Source organism: Paraburkholderia ultramafica (assembly GCF_902859915.1).
Classification (GTDB): domain Bacteria; phylum Pseudomonadota; class Gammaproteobacteria; order Burkholderiales; family Burkholderiaceae; genus Paraburkholderia; species Paraburkholderia ultramafica.
Genome location: NZ_CADIKK010000011.1, coordinates 163,267 through 185,749 on the forward strand (window position 1 = coordinate 163,267; position 22,483 = coordinate 185,749).

The window sequence follows — 22,483 nt, forward strand, 5'->3', positions numbered from 1 at the left end:
TCTGCGGCGGCTTCGCGCTTGTGAACGAACCTTGTCATGCTCCTGATTCGAGGTCATTCATGAATATCGGTGTATACGGAACGCTAGTTGCAGCGTCTCTCGTCCTGCTCCTCGGCGAAAAACTCATCGAACGGGTTGGCTTCCTGCGAACCTACTCGATTCCCGCTCCGGTAGTGGGCGGATTGATCGTCGCTGTAGCCGTCCTGATAGTGCGAGCGGCATCACATGTCGAAGTGAGGTTCGATTCCGCGCTACAGGTCCCTCTCATGCTCGCGTTCTTCTCGACGATCGGTCTTAACGCGGATATGGCCAGCCTGAAATCGGGTGGTCCCGTGCTGATCAAATTTCTCGCCTTGGTCAGCGGGCTACTGATATCGCAGAACGTGGTGGGTATTCTGCTGGCTTTTGCGCTCGGCGTCGATCCGCTGTATGGACTATTGGTCGGGTCGATCACGTTGGCAGGCGGGCACGGTACGGGCGCGGCCTGGAGCCAGGTCTTCACGGAACATCATGGACTGCAGTCTGCAACTGAGATCGCCATCGGTTGCGCGACGTTCGGCCTGGTGATGGGCGGCGTCCTCGGGGGGCCAATCGCACGCCTGCTCATGCGCAAAATTGGCGATGATGAAAGACAGCGAATCAAGGATCAGGAAGAACAGACGCTCGTTTTCGAAGAGCCCAAGGCCGAACAGCCGACCACGCCGGCCGCCTTCATCACCACGCTCGCGCTGATCTCGGTTTGCCTGACCGCGGGCGAGATAGTCGCCGACGGGCTGGCCGGAACGCCCATTGAATTGCCCACTTTTGTTTGTGTGCTGTTCGTCGGCGTGGTCCTGAACAATGGGCTGGCGCTCATGGGCGTACGGCTCGAGCAGCATGCAGTCGCGCTCCTGGGCAATGTCAGCCTGGCGTTATTTCTGGCGATGGCGCTCATGAGACTCGACCTTTGGGAGCTCGCCGAGCTTGCGCCTCCTGTCGCCGCGATCCTCGCGGCACAGACCGCCCTCATGGCGGTCTATGCAGTTTTCGTGACCTTCCCGACGATGGGCCGCAACTACGATGCAGTCGTCTTGAGCGCTGCCCACTGTGGACTGGGGCTTGGCGCGACGCCGACCGCAATCGCCAACATGCAGGCTGTGACCAACCGCTTCGGCCCCTCCCATATAGCGTTCCTGATCGTGCCGATGATCGGCGCATTCTTCATGGATATCATCAACGCCATCGTTATAAAGCTGTTTCTCGCGCTGCCGATTTTTCATTGAGGGAGCATCTGAATGCGGAATGGAGATTACCTGCAGCGTTCCGATGCCCGCGAAGCATCCTGCGTCGGCACGCCCCGGCAAGCTCATCCGTCTCAACAAGCGGCTGAAAGGTAATCCGCCAAACGAGCCAGCATGGCATCGCAGTCGCTCAATTGCTCGACGGTGACGAATTCATCCGGCTTATGCCCCTGGTCCATGCTGCCCGGTCCGCAGACCACCGCAGGAATGCCCGCGTGCTCGAAGAGTCCGCCTTCCGTGCCGAACGCTACCGTGCCGAACTCATTGGAACCGCTGAGCGACGCCAACAGACGCGCCGCTTCGCTGTGGGGCGACGTAGCCAGTCCCGGATAAGCGCAGAGCGACTGAAAGCGGATGTCGGCGTTGGATTTCACGGCGCGCATCTTCGGCAGCAACTCAGCTTCGGCGTAGGTCTGCAATTCGTCGGCTACCCGGCGGGCGTCAAAACCCGGCAGCGCGCGCACTTCGAAGTCGAATTCGCATTCCGCCGGCACGATGTTCAGCGCGCGGCCGCCTTTGATCACACCGGTCTGGACAGTCGAGAACGGCGGATCGAATCGCGCGTCGTGATGCTCGGGCTGCGCCAGTCGCTCGCCGATCGCTTCCAGACGGCCGATCATCCGCGCCGCGTACTGAATGGCGTTGACGCCATACGGCGCATAGGCCGAATGGCAAGGCGCGCCTTTCACCTGACAGCGCATCGCCAGCTTGCCCTTGTGGCCCAACACCGGCTTGAGCTCAGTCGGTTCGCCGATCAAACACAGCACTGGCCTATGCGGACGCCGCTCGAGTTCCGCCAGCATCGGCCGCACGCCGAGGCAGCCGACTTCCTCGTCGTACGAAAAGGCGAGATGCACCGGCAGCTTCAACTCCCGCGCGAGGAACCTCGGCACGGCCGCCAGCACCGATGCGATGAAGCCCTTCATGTCGGCCGTGCCGCGGCCATACAGTCGCCCATTGCGTTCGGTGAGACGGAATGCCTCGACGGTCCACGCCTGGCCTTCGACCGGCACCACATCCGTATGACCGGACAGCACGATGCCGCCTCGCTCACGCGGACCGATGGTCGCAAACAGATTCGCCTTGGTGCGCTCGGCGTTGTAGAACAGCTCGCTCTCGACACCGAGTTCTTCGAGGTAGTGTCGAATGAACTCGATCATGTCCAGGTTCGAATCGCGGCTGACCGTGGCGAACCCGATCAAGCTTTCGAGCAGCGCACGGCTGGATCTGTCATTCATTGCCCGGCACTCCATAGCTGGGCGCGGCGCTCGGATTCAATGCCCGGGTCAGGTAGTCCTGCATCTGCGGCCGATACGCGTGCCACAAACCGTCGAGCTGGCCGATGGGATCGTCATCCGCCCAATCGACCCGCAAATCGACGATCGGCCAGCTAAGCTCGCCTGCGATGCTGAGCGCCGCCGAATGCACGGGCCCCGCCTCCCCGCCGGCGGCCATCGCCGCATGCATGGCCGCAAGCAGTCGATCAGCAAGCGCGCCGGATGCCTGTTCGAACGCCGGCACCATCGCCTCGATCACATCGACGCCGGCGAGCATGTTGCCCGCGGCTACGCATTGCTTGCCGGCGACGGCGTGATACGTGCCCAACGCTTCCTTGCCGCTGAAGAATGCCGTGCGGCCCTGGCTATCGACCACCGTCACCTGCCGATATTCGCTCCACTCGCTCGCGCCGAGCGCACGGTCCAATGCGGCAGCGGGATCGACATGCCCGCTCTCGAGAAGATCGAGAACCTGCGGGCCAAGTGCGGGCAGCGTGACGTTCTGGGTCGCCACTGCGCCAACGCCTGCCCGCACCCACGGGCATCGAGCGCCCACCGCGATGCTCGAAGAACTGATCGCGATACCGAGCTGCCCCGATTGTGGACAACGTCCGACGATAGAGAATGTCATGTCCCGCTCCTTAGGCTCCCGGCCGCGTCCATCCATCCGGAATGACGGCGATAACATCGATCTCCATCAGCCATTGCGGCTGCCCCAACGCGACCACCACCAGGCCGGTGGAAATGGGAAATACGCCTCTCAGCCACTTTCCGACTTCCTGATAGACCGGCTCGCGGTAACGGATGTCGGTCAGGTAAGTGGTCGTCTTGACGACGTGAGACAAATCGCTGCCCGCCTCCTCGAGCAATTGCTTGAGGTTCTTCATCGCTTGCTCGGCCTGGGCTCGCGGATCGCCGAGGCCGACCAGACGGCCCTCGAAATCCGTACCCACCTGGCCGCGTACATAGACCGTGTTGCCGGCGCGCACGGCCTGACAAAGATCGTTGTCGAGCGTCTGGTTCGGATAGGTATCCTTCGTGTTGAACATGCGGATACGGGTATGCGTAGGTTGGCTCATCAATGCACCTCAATGCTGGGAAGAAATAGATCGCGGACTAGAGAGGCGTTTGGATCAATTCACGCCCATCTCGCTGACTCGATGGACGCGTGAACCGGCGGATGCGCCATTGGCACATTCAGCGCTTTCCTCGCCGCGGCCCGGCGCATGGTGTTGCGATCGATCGTAATACGCCAGATATTTGCGTTGCGTAACGATGTGATCGGCGATGTGCTTCGCGTCGTGCCACACGCCCCAGATAAATGCCGAGCCACGACGCGACAGCCAAGGCAGACCGAGAAAATAGACGCCCGGCTCATTTGATACGCCGCGCTGATGTTTCGGCTTACCCTTTTCATCGAAGGCGTCGACATTCAACCAGCTGAAATCGACTGCATAGCCGGTCGCCCAGACAATCGACGTCACGCCGGCTTTCGCCAGGTCGAGATCGTGCAACGGATGAGTAACGCACTCCGGATCGGCGGGAATCACGCGCGCTTCGGGCTCTCGCGGAAGATCGAGACCGTTGCGCTCGGCGTACGCGTCGGCCGCGTCCAGCAGCGACAGATAGTTCTCGTCGCCGCGCGCGATGTTCGCCGCGAGATCGGCCTCGAAAGTCGCCACGCCATTGCCGAAAGACTTCGTGAGACCAACGAGCGTGATGCCCTGCTGCGCGAGACGCCGGAAGTCCACCGTATGACCGCCGCGCGAGCCGCTCACCGCAATGGTGACGTGCTCCCTGCCGGGTTTCATGACCTCCGCGTCCCATTCGCCGAGCACGCCCAGCCACCAGCAGAAATCGCGGCCGCGATAGGCGCGCGGCGGACGATCATGCGCGCCAACCGACAGATAGACGCGTTTGCCCGCACGTTGCAACTCGTCCGCGATTTGCACGCCGGACGATCCTGCACCGACCACCAGCACGCCCCCTTCGGGCAATTGCGCGGGATTGTGATAGTCGGCGGAATGAATCTGCGTGAGACTCGAATCTTGCGGCGCAATCGGCGGAACGACCGGGCGCTGGAAAGGTCCCGTCGCGACGACCACGCGATGGGCCTCGATCGTGCCCTCCGACGTTTCGATGGTGAAGCCCTGCCGCACCGCATTGCGCACGATCTGCTTCACTTCCACGCCGGTGCGGATCGGCGCGTCGAACTTCTGCGCATAAGCGACGAAATAGTCCGCCACCTGCTCCTTTGAAGCGAATCCGTCCGGGTCGACGTCCGTGAACTCGAGATTGGGGAAACGATCGTGCCATGCGGGACCGTTGGCAACCAGCGAATCCCAGCGCCCCGTGCGCCAGCGCTCGGCGATACGCGCGCGCTCCAGCACGAGATGCGGCACGCCGAGCCTGCTCAAATGTTCGCTCATGGCGATGCCGGCCTGACCGGCGCCGACCACCAGCGTATCGATTGAGGTTCTTTCCACTGTCATGACCATGTCCTTCTGAAGAGGCAGATTATTTCGATTCGATCGCGGCCTCGCGGCCCCGCCGCCTGGGCCGTTCGTCTGCGTGAAAATCTACCCGCCCGGTCAGAATCTGAAAAATATATTTAAAAAATGCACAGCATCGGATTTCCCTATGCAAGGCTTTTTGACCGCTTCACAATGCCGCCCATTGAGGACCCTGAAGATGGAGCGTCGTCGATGGAGAATCACCCGTTGCGCTATTCGTTGCGCCAGTTGCGCTATTTCGTGGTCACGGCGGAAGCGCTGTCCTTCACTGCTGCCGCGAAGCGTCTGCACATCTCGCAGCCGTCGATCTCGACGGCGCTTGCGGATCTGGAAGTGTCGTTCGGCGTGCAACTCTTCATACGGCATCACGCGAGCGGTCTCTCGCTCACGCAAGCGGGACGCGATCTGCTCGGGCAAGCACGCAATCTGCTGAAGATCGCCGAGGAATTGCAGACCACCGCCAAGGAAATGGATGGCGGCATGACGGGCGCCATCGCGCTCGGCTGTCTCGTCTCGCTCGCGCCGCCGCTGATGCCGGGGCTGATCAGCCGTTTCACGAGCGAGCACGCGGGCATTTCGTTTCGCACTGTCGAGGCGCATCAGGACGGCCTGTTGCGGGGCCTGCACGATGGTTCGCTCGATATCGCCCTCACCTACAGCCTCGACCTGACAGAGGACATCGCCTTCACGCCGCTGCTCTCGCTGCCGCCTTATGCGATCCTGCCGAGGACGCATCGGCTCGCGCGCGCGCGCAAGGTATCGCTCGCGGACCTCCTGCCCGAACCCTATGTGATGCTCGATCTGCCGCACAGCCGCGAGTATTTCGCCGCGCTCTTCGATGCGGTGGGCAACCGTCCTGTGCCCGCATTCCGTTCGTCGCAGCCGGAAGTCGTGCGCGGCTTGGTGGCCAACGGTCTCGGCTACAGCCTGCTCAACTTTCCGCTCAAGTCGAATCGCACCGTGGATGGCGAAGAGTTCGTGATTAAACGCTTCAAAGACAACGTCAATGCAACGATGCTCGGCATCGCGCAATCGCGCACGATGAAGCCGCGCCAGGTTGTGCATCGCTTTGCGTCGTTCTGCGAGAACTATATCCGGCGACTGCACATCAACGCATGAGTCACAACGTTCAATCGTCGGCTTCAAGCCTGTACACGCTGCATAGGTAAAAGCTTTGCTCTGTATCTAAAAACAATATTTTGGCTTGCAATTTGGCTTGATAGATTGATGTCCATGTTGAGCGCCACGCCGCAAAGCCTCGCGACGGCACGCTCTTACCGTGATGAATCAAGGGAGACACCCATGGCCAACCCGGCAAGGACGATCGCAGTGCAAGCGCCGCTCGCGAAGCCCGGCCACCTGAGCCATCTCGAACGCCCCAACTATGACTTCGCGCGCTATGTTGCCAGCAAAGTCGTCGCAGCGAAGCTCGGCACACATTGATTACGACGCACCATCGACAGGACGCGATCACGATGTCAAACCCTTCCTTCATTTCGTTCTCGCGCGTGAGCAAATCGTATGACGGCGCCCAATACGTCGTTGAAGACTTGAATCTCGACGTGCGCAAGGGAGAATTCCTGTCGCTGCTCGGCCCCTCGGGCTCGGGCAAGACGACCACGCTGATGATGCTCGCGGGATTCGAATCGCCCACCCAGGGCGAGATACGCCTCGATGGCCGCCGGCTCGACGACAAGCCGCCGCATCAGCGCGACATCGGCATGGTGTTCCAGAACTACGCGCTCTTCCCGCATCTGACGATTGCGGAGAACATCGCGTTTCCGCTCTCCGTGCGGCACGTGAGCCGCGCCGAGCAGAAGGCGCGCGTGAAGCGCGCGCTCGAGATGATCGAGCTGCCGCACCTGGCGAACCGGCGTCCCGCCCAACTTTCCGGCGGACAGCAGCAGCGCGTGGCGCTTGCGCGAGCGCTCGTGTTCGAGCCGAGCGTCGTGCTGATGGATGAGCCGCTCGGCGCGCTAGACAAGCGCCTGCGCGAAACCATGCAATACGAAATCATGCGCCTGCATCGCGAGCTGTCGCTCACGATCGTCTATGTGACCCACGATCAGGCCGAAGCGCTGACGATGTCGGACCGCGTCGCCGTGTTCTCGGACGGCCGTATCCAGCAGGCCGCCGCACCGAGCGAACTGTATGAGAACGCGCAGAACGCGTTCGTCGCCAACTTCGTCGGCGAGAACAACGGCTTGACCGGGCGCGTCGTCAAGGCGGGCGAAGGCTGGGCGACGCTCGCGCTGTCGGACGGCAGCGTCATTCGCGGCCGCAGCGACCACGGCCTGCGCGCAGGCGACGAAGCAATGCTCGCCTTGCGCCCCGAACGCGCGCATATCCCGAGCGCGGAAGGCGCACACGCCGACGAACACAACAACGTCGTGCGTGCGCGCGTCGACGAACTGGTGTATTGCGGCGATCATCATCGTGTGCATCTGACGCTCGGCTCGCGCGATTCGATCGTCGTGAAAGTGCCCAACACGCAGCGCCACGCACTGCCCTCGGCCGGCAACGCGATCGAGGTCGCATGGCGCCACGACGACTGCAAGATTCTTGCGATGAGTGCGCCGCGAAGCGCGCCCGCGATTCACGTATCCACACCGCCGTCACCTTCCCTTATCACGACCGCACCAGCAGGAGCCAACTGACATGCGCACTCTCATCAAAGCACAATGCGCTGTACTTGCCGTACTCGCATTCGCCACCATGACCACCCAGGCAGCGGAGACGCTCTCCGTCGTGACGTTCGGCGGCGCGTATGAAGCGGCAGCCAAAAAGGCCTATTTCGAACCGTTCACGCAGGCCACGGGAATCGGCTTCTCGACCGAATCGTATGACGGCGGCCTCGCGAAACTCTCCGCGATGGAGCAGGCGAAGAACACCACGTGGGACCTGATCGACCTCGAAACCAACGATGCGATCACCGCCTGCGACGAAGGCCTGCTGCAGAAGTTCGACAAGAAGACGATCGGCAAGACGAGTGATTTCATCGCTGGCTCGATCAGCGATTGCGCGGTCGCGAGCATGGTCTGGTCCACGGTCTACGCGTACGACGCGAGCAAGCTCAAGACCGCCCCGACCACCGTCAACGACTTCTTCGATCTGCAGAAATTCCCGGGCAAGCGCGGGCTGCGCAAGTCGCCGAAGGTATCGATGGAATGGGCGTTGATTGCGGACGGCGTCGATCCGAAGGATGTCTACAAGGTGCTCGCTACGCCCGCTGGCGTGGATCGCGCGTTCAAGAAGCTCGACACGATCAAGCACAGCATCGTGTGGTGGGAGTCGGGTGCGCAGGCGCCGCAGTTGCTCGCGGACGGCGCGGTCGTGATGACGCAGGCCTACAACGGCCGCATTTCCGATGCCGCGAAGAAGGATAACAAGCCATTCAAGGCCGTCTGGGACGCGCAAGTCTACGACTTCGACTGGTGGGGCGTGCCGGCGGGCGCGAAGCACGCCGACGCCGCCGCGAAATTCATCGTCTCCGCCTCGCAGCCGAAGGCCTATGCGGACTTGTCGAAGTACATCGCGTATGCACCGCCGCGCAAGGACGCGATCGCGCTGGTCGACAAGCAGCGCCTCGCCGACCTGCCAACCGCACCCGAGAACTTCAGGCGCGCATTGCAGATCAACGCGAACTTCTGGGCCGACAACGCGGACCAGATCAACAAGCGCTTCCAGGTGTGGCTGACGCAGTAACACCATCGCCCGACGAGAGCTCAACGTGACTACCAGCATGCCCGCTTCCGCCCAACGCACGGCCCCGGGCTCTCCGACGAGAGCCGACGGCCGCGCGTCGTTTCAGAAGGCGCGCCGCCGCGCATCGATGCAGGCGCTGTTGCTTGCGCTGCCATTGCTCGTGTTTCTGCTTGCGACGTTCATTGCGCCGATCATGCTGTTGCTCGCGCGCAGCGTCGAGAATCGTGAAATGCCCGACAGCATGCCCGCGCTCACACGCGCGCTCGATGCGTGGGACGGTCGCGGCGTGCCGGACGAACACACGTTCGCCCTGCTCGCTGCGGGGCTCAGAGAGGCGCAGCAGAGCGGCCAACTCGGTACCGTGGCGCGGCGGCTCAACTTCGCTCAGCCCGAGTTTCGTAGCCTGTTGATGCGCACCGCGCGCCAGTTGCCCGCCGCTGCGCCGCCGGCGTGGAAACCGGCGCTCGTCGGACTCGACGAACGCTGGAATGCGCCGGAGACCTGGCGGTTGCTGAAGCGCGCCGCCGCGTCGCCGACGCCGGACTATCTGCTCGCCGCAGTTGATGCGCAAGCGACGCCGCAAGGCGCGGTCGCGTTCGTCCCGGACAACGCTTCCGTCTATCGGCAGGCGTTCGTGCGCACGATCTCGATCAGCGCCACGGTCACGCTGCTGTGCCTCGTGCTCGGTTATCCCGTCGCATGGCTGCTCGCGAACTTGCCCGCGAAAAGCAGCAACCGCCTGATGCTGCTGGTGATCGTGCCGTTCTGGACCTCGCTGCTGGTGCGCACGACCGCGTGGTACGTGTTGCTGCAACCGGGCGGCGTCATCAATAGCCTGCTGATGGGTCTCGGTCTCGCCACGCATCCGCTGCCGCTCATCTTCAACCGCGCGGGCGTGCTGATCGGCATGACACACGTGCTCCTGCCTTACATGATTCTCGCGATCTACTCGGTGATGAAGAGCGTGTCGCCGGTGTACGTGCGGGCCGCGCAATCGCTCGGCGCGCATCCGTTCACCGCGTTCGTGCGGATCTACATCCCGCAGACCCTGCCGGGCGTCGGTGCGGGCTGCTTTCTTGTCTTCGTGCTCGCGCTCGGCTACTACATCACACCGGCACTGCTCGGGGGCGCAGGCGACGAGATGATCAGTCAGCTCATCGCGCTACAGACCAACACGCAGCTCAACTGGGGCCTCGCCGGCGCGCTCTCGGCCTATCTCGTGATCTTTACGGCGATCGTTTATTTCCTGTTCAACCGCATCGTCGGCATCGACCGCTTGCGCTTCGGTTGAGCCCCGGTCGAAACACGCACACAAAGAAGGAACGACATGCAGGTTCAACGCAACAAGGTGCTGACGGAACGCATCGCCGCGCGCTGGGTGCGGCTGCATACCGCGCTCGTGCTGTTCTTCCTGATTGCGCCGATTCTCGCGATCATCCCGCTCTCGTTCAATTCGGGCTCGTACTTCTCGTACCCGATGCAGGGCGTCTCGCTGCACTGGTACGAGCAGGCGCTCACGAGCGCGGACTGGCAACGCTCGCTGCTGAACAGCATCGGCATTGGCGCGGCTTCGACGCTGATCGCCACGTGTCTCGGCACGCTCGCCGCGCTGGGCCTCTCGCGCGCGCAGTTTCCGCTGCGCTCGCTGATCATGCCACTCATCATCTCGCCGATGATCGTGCCGATCGTCGTCGTCGCGGCGGGCTTCTATCTGATCTTCGCGCCGCTCGGCCTCGTGAACTCCTATGCCGGCGTGGTGCTGGCGCATGCGGCGCTCGGCACGCCATTCGTCGTGGTCACCGTGACGGCGTCACTGCTGTCGTTCGATCACAGTCTGTTGCGTGCCGCTTCCGGGCTCGGCGCGCCGCCCTGGGTCACATTCAGGCGCGTGACCTTGCCGCTCATCACACCGGCGGTCGCGACCGGCAGTGTCTTCGCTTTCGCGACCTCGTTCGACGAAGTGATCGTCATTCTGTTCATCGGCGGCCCGGACCAAACAACCGTGCCGCGGCAGATGTGGAGCGGTATTCGCGACTCGATCGACCCGTCGATTCTCGCCGTGGCGACGATGCTGATCGTGTTCGCAGTGCTGCTCTTCGCGAGCATCAACTGGCTGCGCGGCCGCACGGCCGCCGCCAGCAACGCTCCTAGCTGACGCATCGAGGGCATCTGGGGCCGAGCTTATGGAGACTCCGCACTGGCTTCTCACTCGATGATGCGAAGACGATCGACGACCTGCTGGAACGGTACGCGCTTGACGTCGTACCTAAAAAAGAAATCACGATTGGGAAATCGTTAAGCCGCAAAGGCTTGCTGGAAGGGTGGCGGAGAGAGGGGGATTCGAACCCCCGATAGGCTATTAACCTATCGGATGAAGTCAAATAAACGGATACTTTTCAATCATTTAGCAACCGAAAGTTGTGCCATTAAGCGTCCGGGATTCGAGCTATAAATCATTGATTTCATTAGCAGCTCCATCTCGCAATGGCACACCCTCCACCTGCCACTCTCCTGCACCCCGTGCACCCGAGGAACGTCTTGTGAACCCATGTCGACTCTCGCATCATGCCAATTCTCTTCTAATGACCGGAGTTAGCGATTTGCCTCCACGGGCGGCTCGGCTAAGGTCGCTCCAAGCTGGGCGGATGTCCGCGTTGCCTCGGCGGTTTTGGAGGAACAGCCTTGGGGCTCTGGCTCATAACAAGGTCTTGGTAACGAACCGGTCCATGTGCGACAGCAAGTTCCAGGACTCGGTAGAACAGCATGCCTCGGCTACGTGAGCGGCGGCGGTTGAAACGGAACACGAACTCGTCCAGGTAACTGCGCAGGTGTGCAGAATCCACCGCTCGCTGGTGGGTGCCCAGTAGTCATCGTTTTGCAAGGGACGCTATTCGATGCACGCCTGGCAGAAGTTCTCCGGGGTCCTCGCCCCGCGCCGACGCGGCCCGCTGGCTACAACGGTCATGGATGTACCCATTCTTCGGGGGTCTACGAATGTATCGAGTCCGACTGTGGACAGGTGACCCGGCCGATGTGCGGCGATGTCCCGAAACAGCTGTGAGATGACGCTCTGCGGAAGGTTATAGGCCTCCATGTGGCCTTCAACTGCCAAGCGTTGAATGCCCGGAACGAGTCCCCAGTGCCCACCGATGACCCGCTCAACGAGGCCTTCGTGAGCAAGGTGATTCAGGTCCTTTCTCGCCCCATCGCCTTGTGCGCCTGCATAAACCAGTGTCAGATTCCGCGGCGCATCGCACTCATCTTCGGTCGAGTCGAGGAATAGCTGTTCCAGTGCGACCGCGATTTCCTCAGCTAAGCCAATACAGACGAAGCCACCGGTCGGCGACTGTATTGCCTGGGCGAATCAATCTGACGGCCTGTTGGACGCTAACGATTTTGCCTGGGCTAACACCGCTTGCAGCCGCAGGGAACGGATTTTGAAAGCCTGCACTCATGATGTCTCCAACCTGTACCATGAGCCGGGCTCCGGCGCTATGTATTTGTTCGGCTGGCCGCAACTCGACGACTGTCTGAATCCAGCAAATGCTTCAACCATCCTCGCCGGGCGGATAACCGGGTTCAGCCAAAACTAACCGGCTTATCCGCAAGAATATACGCCTCGTGCGGCAGTTCTTGCGTGCCGGGCGACCACGCGCGTCCTCTCTCGCGGGAGTTTGCCATGTCGGCGGGACAAGAATAAGACTCCCGTCGTTCCGTCCGCGCCTCGAGGCCTCATTCCGCGTCCGGCTGCCGGGACGGTTCCGCCTGCTGGAACGCGGGCAGTTCCATGGCGTTGGAGGCCAGACGCGTGATTGTCGGATAGCCAGTCAGGGGAATCTCAAAGCGCCGAGCATTCCATACTTGCGGAACGAGGCAGAGGTCTGCAATCGTCGGTGTCTCGCCATACACGAACTTGCCAACCCTCGGCTCGGAGCGAAGCCGAGCTTCAAGCGAGCTAAAGCCGACATCAATCCAGTGCTGATACCAGTCGGACTTTTGCTCGTCTGATATTCCGAACCGCTTTTTCAAGTACTGCAGTACACGAAGGTTGTTGACCGGGTGTATTTCCGAAGCCAGCTGGAGCGCAACGGAACGTACGCGCGATCCGTAGCTGCCGAGGGCAGTAAAGCGGGCTCCGGATACATTTCATCCAAGTATTCAATGATGGCGAGTGACTGCGTGAGTACATTCGCGCTGTCTTCGAGAGCAGGAACCAGCCCGTCAGGGTTGACTTCCCGATAGGCGAAACTAAACTATTGTCCACCCTCGCGCAAAAGATGGACAGCGCCGTAATCGTACGAGAGACCCTTCAAGGCAAGTGCGATGCGCACGCGATACGAAGCAGAGCTTCGGAAGTAACTATAGAGCTTCATTGGTTTTGCCGTGTTAAGGTAGGATTTGGCTAACAGAAATGACTACAATCACGATGGCCATGACCCTGCGCACGACATTGTCCGCCGACATCGATAAGGGGTTGTGTCGAGATAAGGATGGCAGGACGAGAAAGTTTCTATATGATAAGGATAGCTTAAATGACCATCGAATAGAATTTCTCAGCGGCAGTGCGCTGAATTCCGGCGTCTTTCATCTGCCCTTTCCGGATCATGTGCATCACTTCGGTTCCCGATAGGTTAATGCGGGCGCAACGAAAATCCTTAAAGCCCATCATCGAGTTCGATTGACAGCTGTGCTGTCCAATCTGCAAGGAATCCATATCTATATTGAACACTTCAATCACACTACCTATTTTCACCAGAGCCTCCAAGACCACCCTGCCGTCGCAAATTGCATTGAAGACAAGGGTACGCCAATGTTGGTGTCTACTTTAATCACCGACCTCAGCCACGGGGCGGTCGCGCCGCGCAGATGACGCTAAGGGGAAGGATGCCTCCCACCCACCCCCCAACGCCTTGAACAAACCAACGAGGGAGAGCGATACGTCCGTGGTACTAACAACACTTGCCTGTTGGGTATCCAGCAGATCCCGCTGGACTGTGAGCACATTCAGGAAGTCCGTGGCACCCGCGACGTATTGCCGACGTGCGTTTTCGAGCGCGACCTGATCCTGTGCCACAGCGGCGTCGAGCTTCTCATGTCTCGTCTGACGCGTGTCGTAATCGCTCATCGCATTGTCAACTTCGTGCCAGGCGTTGAGCACGGCCCGCTGGTATTCGATCATGGCCTCGCGCTGTTGAGCCTTGCGCAACTCGAGTTGTCCTTTCAGCCGACCGCCCTCGAAAATCGGGACGGTCAGCGCGGGACCTACCCCGAACATGCGCGAGCTCCATTCGCCTAGATCACCGAAATGCGTGGCCTGAAGACCCAGGTTCGCTGAGAGTGTGATCCGCGGATAGAAGTCTCCGACTGCAACGCCGATATCGGCTGTTGCCGCATGCAGACGTGCTTCCGCCTCCCTGATATCCGGACGACGCTCGGCGAGTTGGGAAGGCAGCCCTACTGGCACGCGAGGCGGTACAGGGGGAATCGGCTGCACCGTGTCGAGTTCGTGCTCCAGTGTCCGGGGCGGTTCACCAAGCAGGAAGCTCAGTGCGTTGATCAGATGAACGCGCTGGTTTTCAAGCGCCGGCAGGCGTGCCTCATTTTCACTTACCTGTGCCGCAGCCTCCGCGGTTTCGAGGTGCGTTGCAACCCCGTCCGCGAAACGTATCTGCGTCAACTTCAGGTTCTGGCGCGCGATCTCAAGGTTCTCCCGGACGATAACCTGTTGTGCCTGCACTCCCCGCAACTGGATGTAATCACTCGCCGTCTCCGCCATCGCTGACAGCAGCACATCGCGACGCAGGTCGGCACTCACCTGCACCGACGCATCAGCCGATTCGATTTCGCGGCGCACACGTCCCCAGAGGTCAAGCTCCCAGGAAGCATCAATCCCCGGCTGCCAAAGGTTATAGTCACTCTTGCCGTTCAACCCGGAGATGTCCACGAGACCATTCTGGCTCGAACGCGAATGTTGATACGACGCCGAACCCTGCAACGCGGGCAACGCGTCTGCACCGGTCACACCGCGTGCCGCCCGCGCCTGCATGAGGCGTTGTGTGGCTACTTTGACATCGAGGTTGGCGCCCGCTACACGCTCGACAAGTGAAGAGAGCTCTGCGTCTGAGAACACCGTCCACCAGCGAGCGTCGACATCGTCTGGTACCGTGCGGCTGTGATAGGCCGGGGTGCCCTGCGTGACCTGATCCGCCCAGTGTGCCGGCAACGCGGCCTTTGACTCATGGTAATCCGGCCCGACTATGCACCCGGCAAGCATGGTCAGCAACACCCCTGTGGCGACTCGGGCAATATGCGGACTCATTGCAAAACGCCCTCCTCGTTGCCGTCCCCAGGCGAACCTCCCGTGCGAATGGTGGCCTCGACCGACATCCCCACGCGAAGTCGCTGCAACGCAGGCTGTCCAGGACGCAGCAAGATTTTCACCGGAATGCGCTGGACTACCTTGGTAAAGTTACCGGTCGCGTTATCGGGTGCAATGGCGGCGAAGGTCGCACCCGTTGCAGGCGCCAAGCTGTCCACAGATCCGTGCAGGACAACATCGGGAAACGTGTCCACATGGATATCAACAGTCTGCCCGCGACGCACCGAGGTCAGCTGCGTTTCCTGGAAATTAGCAACAACATAGGCTTTCTGCAGCGGAACCACTGCAACCAGCGGCGTTCCTGCAGTGACATAGGCACCCAGACGCACCGCACGTTGCCCAGCCATACCATCGACGGGGGCCTCGATGCGTGTCCACGACAGGTTCAGCTGGGCTGTGTCCAGCGCCGCAAGCGCGTGTTCGAGCGTCCCTTGCGCTCGTTCCCGGTCAGCCTGAAGAACTGCGATCTGCTGCCCGGCGGCTTTCACTGTGGCTTCGTTGCGGGACACATCCGCGCGTGCGCTATCGATGTGGGACTGTGCTTGTTGCGCGCTCTGAACACTTCCTGCCCCGTGACTCGCCAAGTCCGTATAGCGATCGTAATCAGCCCTGGCAAAGGTATAGTTCGCGTGAGCCGAGGCAAGCGCAGCATTCGCCTGTTCAATGACGGACCGCTGCTGCACGATACTTGCCGACGCATTGTCGATAGCGGCTTTCGCCATTGCGACATTCGCCTCCGCGGAAGCGACCGCTGCCTTATAGTCCCTGTCGTCGATCTGTGCGAGCAGTTGCCCCTGGTGGACAACCTGATTGTCATCGACCGAGAGGACCGTGATCTGACCGGCCACGCGAGGCGCAACCACCGTGTAGTCGGTGGTCACGTATGCGTCGTTGGTCGTCTGCGACGGCGAAAAACCGAACCCGGCGACCACGCCCGCCCCGACGATCACAATCAGGACGGTAGCTGCGGCGATATAGAGCTTTCTCTTTTGAGTTGATTCAGACATGGCTACACAAGACGTTATCGAGTCGGATTACTGGCGACGGCACGGGGTGGATAGACACGCGGGGCAATAAGCGGGATCAGCACGATGAGCGCTACGGCAACCAGGGCCATCAGCCGCAAAACATCGGCAGAAGCGAGAACCATTGCCTGCTCCCGTATCCGTTCGTCAAGAATGGGGAGAAAGGCTTGATGCGGCAGCCCTGTCGCCTTAGCGAATTCATTCTTTGCCACACCCAATACCTGCGGCCGGTTACCCAACTGGTCGACGAGCAGGTTCGAATGAAAATGCTCACGCATGGTGAAGAACCCTTCAGTGACACCCGTGCCGATAACTGACGCAAAGCCCTTTATCGTGTTGAACCAGGCGGAGGCAAATGGTCCATCTGCAGGCGCCATTCCGTTTGTGGCCAGCATGAGAAGCGGAATCACCGCCATCGGTTGCGCGAATATCTGAATGATCTGCAATACATAGAAGTCGTTGCGTATCCAGTCCGACGTGAGGTAGCTGCCGATGTCGCACGTCAACACGATCAGGCCAAGACCCGTGGCGAGAATCCAGCGACAGTCAATCGCACGGACGTTGCACAAGGCAGCGACGAGGGGAAGCGCCAGCAGTTGCGGCACCGCCACGCACAATGAAAGAGGGGCGCTCTGCAAAGGCCGATAGCCCCTCACTTCGGCAAGGTAGGCTGCAGGAATGCCCGCGACCGCGACCAAGATGAGCAGGACACCGCCGAGTGTGATCAGTGCATGGGTCAGGTTCATCCGCGCCAGCAACTGAATCTTGAGGAACGGCAATGGATGGAACCATTCGTTCACAAGAAACAGCACGAGCATAATCATGGCCCCGATGAACAGCAGGCAGATCAGCGGCGAGTCCGTCCAGCCCAGCCGCGTACCCTGACCTAGCGCGGCGACAAGCATTCCAACTGCAGGAAAACCCAGTAACACCCCGCGCCAGTCAAATTGCCTGCATCGCTCGAGACGCAGCGGATCCTGCGGAAGTCCCCAGGCGACCATCAGAATGGAGAGCAAGCCTAGCGGCGCTATCTGCCAGAACAGGAATCGCCAGTTGAGGTATTCAGTCCAAAATGCTGCAAGCGGCGTGCCGAGGGCCGGGGCGAATGTAGCCGTCAACGCGTAGGCACCAAGCCCATACAGCTTGATCCCCGGGGGCAGAAAACGCAGCGCGACAGTCATCAGCATGGGTGGCAGGCACCCTCCGGCGAAACCCTGCAACGCGCGCAATATGTAGAGCGCCCCCGTGGAAGGAGCATATGGAAAGATGAGCCCGAGCGCCGAAAATGCCGCGACCGCCCCAATCGTGAAGCGCCTGAGCGAAAATGTCGTCGCGCACCATGGGGCGAACATCATCGCCGTCACCTGCGTAACCTGATAAAGCGTGGACAGCCACGATGCATCGTCATGGCTGATTCCCATGGCCCCACGAATATCCACCATCGCGATTTCGGTCACGTGATCGTTAAGCTGCGCGATCACAACGGCGAGGAGAATCCCACCCATACCGACGAGAATTCGCCTACCAAACGCCGCCGGCGCGCCAGCACTGGCGGGAGCATTCGAAGGAGACGCGGCCCGCGGGGCCGCATGCGCGACACTACTCATGGGCTTACAGCCTGGCACCGCAGGGGCGCTGCGATAGCGTCAATTGACATCTGGAAAAACTTCACCGCTTCACCTTCTGCAGACCACATTGAATGCGGTAAGTCTAGATGCGGCGAATCAATCCGAAAATTGAAAACTTTGCACTGCTACCGTGCGTCAGACGCACTCATCGCGAAGGCGACATAATACCGGGGGCGCCACTTGCGTTACTTGCGCAAAGTTCACGAATAATGCGGCGTAGCCATTGATGTGCGCCGTCACTCTGAAAACGAGGATGCCATGCCTGGACGACGACGACTGTCTCGAGCGGAAGGGGTAGCTCGAACGAGCGCACCCGCAATCCCATCCGCCGCACCGCCCACGCAACGTGCTCGGGTACGGTCAGTATGAGGTCTGAACTCCCGAGCATGAAAACGCCAGAATGGAATGTCGGAGCCACCAATGACACACGTCTGGAAAGGCCAAGACGCTGCAGGGCCACGTCAATCGGGCCGTTTGCGCGTCCACGCCGGGATACGCTAATTTGGTCGTATCTCGCGAAGCTTTCCGGCGTGATTTCATGGTCGAAAATTGGGTGCTCATCACGCGCCATCCCCACGAATTTCGTCGTGAACAGCGATTGAGCGTGAACGTCCATGCCCATCGGCCGCATGGCGCTGATGTACAGGTCGACCTTACCATCCTCCAGTACCGTGTCTTCCGTATCCCGCTCCGGAGAGAAGCGCAACAGTACATGCGGTGCCTCGGCACACACCCGCTCCATCAGAGCCTGACCGAATGCGCTGATGAAGACATCATTTGCATGCAGACCGAAGCTTCGTTTGAGGGATGGCAGATCAACTTCCCGGTCGGGCTCCAATAACCGGCGGGCGCTCTGCACCGACTGATGGACCTGTTCTCGCAATACCAGCGCGCGCGGCGTGGGGACCATTTTGCGCCCGACTCTCACGAAAATAGGGTCGTCGATTGTCTCGCGAATACGTGCCAGAGTGCGGCTCATTGCCGGGGCGCTCAGGTTCATGCGGCGCGCAGCGGACACGACAGATCCCTCTTCGAGCAACACGTCAAGCGCAAACAGAAGATTGAGGTCAGGTAGTTGCATGACTGAGAAGTATAGTTGCTGCCAGCATCATCTGGCTGGGCCGTTCCGTGCGCCGGCCGCACCGCAGACATGCGTGGAGCGGCATTTCCCATCGTTTGCCGGACAGGCAGAATCCAAGTCCCTGCATCCTCTCAACGCTCTGCCATGTTTCATGATCTACTGGTCCCTCTCGACGGGACGGCGCAAGGTGACCATGTCGTAAAGCTTGCGGCACGTGCCGCTATCGCAAGTCAATCCAGATTGCACGTCTTGTGTGTGGTGGATCCGGCGTACCTGACATCGCCTGAGGACGTCAGAGGAACCGAGCCCGATGGGCTGTCATACCCTCCTGCAAACGAACAGTCGGCACGCGCTGTCCAGATAATCTCAGCGGCCGTCGAAGTGCTGAAACGCAAGGGGTTCAACGCAACAGGCTATCTTTCCGGCGGCGAGGCGTCTGACGCGATCATAGAGCATGCCAACCGCCTTCACGCCGACCTGATCGTAATGGGCCACCGGCATCTGTCCCGACTCCGGCGCCTGTCCGATCCGTCCACGGCAGGTAAAGTCATCGAGCGAGCGCCCTGTCCAGTTCTTCTGGAGACCTCCTGGAGTAATTAACTTCCGTTCGACCGTGTTGAATTCGTGAGCTTTGAAGCAAGCAGCGAAAACGAGGATGATATTAGGGGGTGTATTTTCTGAGCTGCGCGATGTACGGCGTGCGCAAGGCAAACGCTATGCGCTGGAGTTGCCTCTGTGTGCGATCGTGATGTCGATGATGGCAGGCGCCAACTCGCTTTGGACGATTGAGCTGTTCATTGCCGAGCGCCTGGCGCAGCTGAAAGGAGGACTCGATGCATGGGAACACCACGGCTAACCAGTCGAGCCGCTCGCGCTAAAGACGGATACCGAGGGAGACTCAAGCGGTCTGTCGGCATCGACAATCGACGACCGCGATCCTGTTATTGACCGAACTCTTGCTCCTAAAGGCAACCTGTAGACAGAGTAACTTCGCCCATTATTCAGGCGCTCGAGCGCCCCGCCGCCTTACTCCTGTCCTTATTAAGGCTTGCCGGAAGCAAGCTGCTCGTTGCGGTCACTGAGAAGCTTGATAAGGCCGTCCACACCAACTTCTGGACTTCCGCCTCGAACTGAAGCCGATATATCTGCACTAGATGCTATGGGAGGGCCGTGGAAGTCAGCCCGCTGGAGTAAAACGGGATTTCCAGACTCGTTTTCTCCGAAGGAGCACGCAAAATGGATGCGACTTACACAGCCCTTGATGGGCAGAATACGACGGCAGGTGGCCGGCTGTACATGGCATTTGAACTGGGCGAGAAGAGCTGGAAGCTCTCACTGGGTGATGGCCAGCGGGCGCCGAGCCGGTTTACGGTCGCCGCAGGTGATACCACGGCGGTCCTCACCGCCATCGCGACCGCCAGGGCGCGCTGCCACCTCAGCGCCGACACACCCGTCTACAGCTGTTATGAGGCCGGCCGCGACGGTTTCTGGCTGCACCGGTGGCTGGCTCAACAGGGTATTGCCAATCTCGTGGTGGATTCGGCCAGTATCGAGGTAAACCGGCGGGCCCGTCGTGCCAAGACGGACCGGCTTGACAGCGACAAGCTGCTGTCGATGCTCATGCGTTATCACACCGGCGAGCGGCGAGTATGGGCGGTGGCACGCATCCCCACGCCTGAGCAGGAAGATGACCGGCGCCTGCACCGCGAGCTCGAACGCCTGCGGCAGGAACGTACCGCGCATACCAACCGGATCCGCTCCCTGCTCGTGCTGCACAACCTGCGCGTCAGACATGTCGGCGGCCGGATCTGGACTCACTGGTGGGCCCGGCAGCGCGAGCTGCTGGCCCCCGGTCTGCGTGCCGAGATTGATCGCGAATGTGAGCGGCTTACACTGGTGCGCCAACAGATCCGTACGCTCGAAGCGCAGCAGGACCAGCAGGTGCGCAGTGGCACGCACCGGCATGGCGTTGCTGGCACAGCTTGCGGGCATCGGCAACGGCAGCGCGTGGACGCTGGTCAGGGAACTGTTTGGCTGGCGGCAATTTCGCAACCGGCGTGAAGTCGCCGGCTGCCTGGGTCTGACGCCCACGCCGTATGCCAGCGGCACCAGCGAAGTCGAACAGGGCATCAGCAAGGCCGGCAACAAACGATGCCGATGGCTGATGGTCGAGCTCGCCTGGAGCTGGTTGCGCTTCCAGCCTGACAGCCAGCTCAGCCACTGGTTCAATCAGCGCTTTGCCGGCGCCGGCAAGCGGCTGCGCCGCATCGGTATCGTGGCGCTCGCACGGCGTCTCGCAATCGCGCTGTGGCGCTATCTCGAACACGGCGAGATTCCCGCTGGTGTGGTACTCAAGCCAGGGGCCCTCAATAACGTGAACATCTGAATGACATCAGACGCAGCAAGGCATCGAAAGGTCAACGCGCCCGGAACACGCTCGGGCTGCCCCTACGGGTAGCCGTTCTCCTAGATGGGGCGCGTCGGTGACAGAGTGGCTCCAGCGCTTCGCGCATGCGGCATAAGGTGACCGGCCTGCTAGGCCGGCACGGATAGAAGGTCGACCCGGCACTGACCGGTCAACAGACACTCTGACCTGAATGACATTGAGCTGCCAAACTGCAAGAGGAATGTATGGCATCGGTGTGGCCCTCTGCGCCTCCAGTTGTCTGTGGCCAGCCTGCGTCTGGTCGTAGCAGGCGACCCCGCAGGCTGGCCACAGACAACTGGCAAGGAGATTTGCTTCGCATAGCAGAATTTTTTACATTCAACAGCGCTTGACTTTCTATGCCCCATAGAAGGGCGTGTTCGCACTATCTGAGTCCATCGACGATGAGGGCGAAATTGATGAAAGCGAGGAACATCACGTCCAGTTTGTCGAAGCGGGAAAAGATGCGGCGAAAGCCTTTGAGGCGGCGAAACAGGCGCTCCACTTCGTTTCTGCGCTTGTACATTTCGCGATCGTATTCCCATGGTTTAAGCCGATTGCTTTTGGGCGGAACAACCGGAATGAATCCGAGGTCGAGCGCGAGTTGTCGCGTCTCGTCGCCTTCATACGCCTTGTCCATCAGCAGATGCAATGGCCGATTGGGCGAGCCAAGTCGTTGCAACAGGGCACGCCCCTCTGGTGCATCACCTGCCTGGCCAGGAGACAGGGCGAACGTTATGGCTGTTCGAGCATCCGCGGCAACCATATGAATCTTGGTGGTCCATCCGCCTCGGGATTTACCGATTGCTTGAGGTCCGTTTTTTTTAATGCACCGGTGCCATCAGGATGAACCTTTACCATCGTGCTATCCAGTGAGACCGCCTCGATCCTGATGCGAACGATCTGCTCGCGCTGCAATTCAGTGAACACACGATCCAGCACGCCATTCCTGGACCAGCGGTTCATTCGTGTGTAGATCGTGTGCCATCGGCCAAAACGCTTGGGCAGTCCACGCCATTTGCAGCCGTGCTCGGCCACATAAAGAATCGCATTCAGCACCTGCAAGTTTGTCAGGCTTACATTGCCACGCTGTCGCGGCAGGCAATGCTCAATCCGCTGATATTGGGCTTCGGTGATTTCCATCACCGAAGTATACGATCAAATAGCAGT

General features: G+C 60.6%; 18 protein-coding genes and 5 pseudogenes. 10 read left to right on the forward strand and 13 right to left on the reverse strand.

What is annotated here, in order from left to right; genetic code table 11:
• The first annotated feature begins 59 nt into the window (after window positions 1-59).
• On the forward strand, window positions 60-1,262 hold the full coding sequence (gltS, locus tag HV744_RS13935; protein WP_175150073.1) for a sodium/glutamate symporter: 1,203 nt from the start codon (window positions 60-62) through the stop codon (window positions 1,260-1,262).
• A gap of 92 nt (window positions 1,263-1,354) precedes the next feature.
• On the opposite strand, the gene argE is transcribed toward gltS, so the two are convergent.
• The 4 genes from argE to HV744_RS13955 are packed head-to-tail and all read right to left on the reverse strand — an operon-like array spanning window position 1,355 to window position 5,049.
• Window positions 1,355-2,518 carry an acetylornithine deacetylase gene (argE, locus tag HV744_RS13940; protein ID WP_175150074.1) on the reverse strand — a complete coding sequence of 388 codons (1,164 nt, stop codon included), beginning with the start codon at window positions 2,516-2,518 and terminating at the stop codon, window positions 1,355-1,357.
• Window positions 2,511-3,188: a DUF1028 domain-containing protein gene (locus HV744_RS13945; RefSeq protein ID WP_175150075.1), complete on the reverse strand. Its 678-nt coding sequence runs from the start codon at window positions 3,186-3,188 to the stop codon at window positions 2,511-2,513. Before HV744_RS13945 ends, argE begins: the two co-directional genes overlap by 8 nt.
• Window positions 3,189-3,198: 10 nt before the next feature.
• On the reverse strand, window positions 3,199-3,636 hold the full coding sequence (locus tag HV744_RS13950) for a RidA family protein (RefSeq protein ID WP_175150076.1): 438 nt from the start codon (window positions 3,634-3,636) through the stop codon (window positions 3,199-3,201).
• A gap of 54 nt (window positions 3,637-3,690) precedes the next feature.
• A complete protein-coding gene (locus HV744_RS13955; protein WP_175150077.1) occupies window positions 3,691-5,049 on the reverse strand; it encodes a flavin-containing monooxygenase in 1,359 nt (452 codons plus the stop codon).
• Between the two features lie 213 nt (window positions 5,050-5,262).
• On the opposite strand from HV744_RS13955, the gene HV744_RS13960 reads away from it, so the two are divergent.
• From HV744_RS13960 to HV744_RS13985, 6 genes are all read left to right on the forward strand, one after another.
• Window positions 5,263-6,189, forward strand: a complete 927-nt coding sequence (locus HV744_RS13960) for a LysR family transcriptional regulator (RefSeq protein WP_175150078.1) — start codon at window positions 5,263-5,265, stop codon at window positions 6,187-6,189.
• Between the two features lie 183 nt (window positions 6,190-6,372).
• Window positions 6,373-6,513: a hypothetical protein gene (locus tag HV744_RS13965; protein WP_175149960.1), complete on the forward strand. Its 141-nt coding sequence runs from the start codon at window positions 6,373-6,375 to the stop codon at window positions 6,511-6,513.
• A gap of 32 nt (window positions 6,514-6,545) precedes the next feature.
• A complete protein-coding gene (locus HV744_RS13970; protein WP_175150079.1) occupies window positions 6,546-7,727 on the forward strand; it encodes an ABC transporter ATP-binding protein in 1,182 nt (393 codons plus the stop codon).
• A 1-nt stretch (window position 7,728) separates the two neighbouring features.
• The gene (locus tag HV744_RS13975) at window positions 7,729-8,775 is read left to right on the forward strand and encodes an extracellular solute-binding protein (RefSeq protein ID WP_175150080.1); all 1,047 of its coding nucleotides are present in this window, start codon (window positions 7,729-7,731) and stop codon (window positions 8,773-8,775) included.
• Between the two features lie 37 nt (window positions 8,776-8,812).
• Window positions 8,813-10,066: an ABC transporter permease gene (locus HV744_RS13980; protein ID WP_175150112.1), complete on the forward strand. Its 1,254-nt coding sequence runs from the start codon at window positions 8,813-8,815 to the stop codon at window positions 10,064-10,066.
• 36 nt (window positions 10,067-10,102) lie between these two features.
• Window positions 10,103-10,930, forward strand: coding sequence for an ABC transporter permease (locus HV744_RS13985; RefSeq protein ID WP_175150081.1), 828 nt, complete (start codon window positions 10,103-10,105; stop codon window positions 10,928-10,930).
• A gap of 466 nt (window positions 10,931-11,396) precedes the next feature.
• Here the strand turns inward: HV744_RS13985 and HV744_RS37280 are convergent.
• The 8 genes and pseudogenes from HV744_RS37280 to HV744_RS14025 form a co-directional block, all read right to left on the reverse strand.
• A pseudogene (locus tag HV744_RS37280) lies at window positions 11,397-11,687 on the reverse strand (transposase); the annotation flags it as partial.
• Between the two features lie 59 nt (window positions 11,688-11,746).
• Window positions 11,747-12,230 (reverse strand): annotated as a pseudogene (locus HV744_RS13995) (CoA-transferase); the annotation flags it as partial.
• Window positions 12,231-12,507: 277 nt separating this feature from the next.
• Window positions 12,508-13,148 (reverse strand): annotated as a pseudogene (gene maiA, locus HV744_RS14000) (maleylacetoacetate isomerase).
• 155 nt (window positions 13,149-13,303) lie between these two features.
• Window positions 13,304-13,444, reverse strand: a pseudogene (locus HV744_RS14005) (IS6 family transposase); the annotation flags it as partial.
• A 156-nt stretch (window positions 13,445-13,600) separates the two neighbouring features.
• The gene (locus tag HV744_RS14010) at window positions 13,601-15,094 is read right to left on the reverse strand and encodes an efflux transporter outer membrane subunit (protein WP_217469120.1); all 1,494 of its coding nucleotides are present in this window, start codon (window positions 15,092-15,094) and stop codon (window positions 13,601-13,603) included.
• Window positions 15,091-16,161, reverse strand: a complete 1,071-nt coding sequence (locus HV744_RS14015) for an HlyD family secretion protein (RefSeq protein ID WP_175150082.1) — start codon at window positions 16,159-16,161, stop codon at window positions 15,091-15,093. The genes HV744_RS14010 and HV744_RS14015 overlap by 4 nt, the downstream gene beginning before the upstream one ends.
• Before the next feature lie 14 nt (window positions 16,162-16,175).
• Window positions 16,176-17,786 carry an MFS transporter gene (locus HV744_RS14020; protein ID WP_175150083.1) on the reverse strand — a complete coding sequence of 537 codons (1,611 nt, stop codon included), beginning with the start codon at window positions 17,784-17,786 and terminating at the stop codon, window positions 16,176-16,178.
• Between the two features lie 166 nt (window positions 17,787-17,952).
• A complete protein-coding gene (locus HV744_RS14025; protein ID WP_175150084.1) occupies window positions 17,953-18,888 on the reverse strand; it encodes a LysR family transcriptional regulator in 936 nt (311 codons plus the stop codon).
• Between the two features lie 144 nt (window positions 18,889-19,032).
• Between HV744_RS14025 and HV744_RS38460 the strand changes: the two genes are divergently transcribed.
• The 3 genes and pseudogenes from HV744_RS38460 (at window position 19,033) to HV744_RS14040 (ending at window position 21,274) form a co-directional block, all read left to right on the forward strand.
• Entirely contained in the window at window positions 19,033-19,488 is a 456-nt protein-coding gene (locus HV744_RS38460) for a universal stress protein (RefSeq protein ID WP_175150085.1), read from the forward strand.
• Between the two features lie 31 nt (window positions 19,489-19,519).
• Window positions 19,520-19,744: a transposase family protein gene (locus HV744_RS14035; RefSeq protein ID WP_175150086.1), complete on the forward strand. Its 225-nt coding sequence runs from the start codon at window positions 19,520-19,522 to the stop codon at window positions 19,742-19,744.
• A gap of 380 nt (window positions 19,745-20,124) precedes the next feature.
• Window positions 20,125-21,274, forward strand: a pseudogene (locus HV744_RS14040) (IS110 family RNA-guided transposase).
• Window positions 21,275-21,698: 424 nt separating this feature from the next.
• Here the strand turns inward: HV744_RS14040 and HV744_RS14045 are convergent.
• Window positions 21,699-22,456 (reverse strand): IS5 family transposase gene (locus HV744_RS14045; RefSeq protein WP_175150114.1). Its coding sequence is split into 2 segments (ribosomal slippage): window positions 21,699-22,141 and window positions 22,141-22,456, totalling 759 coding nucleotides; the frame shifts between segments, so codons are not numbered across the junction.
• Window positions 22,457-22,483 lie beyond the last annotated feature (27 nt).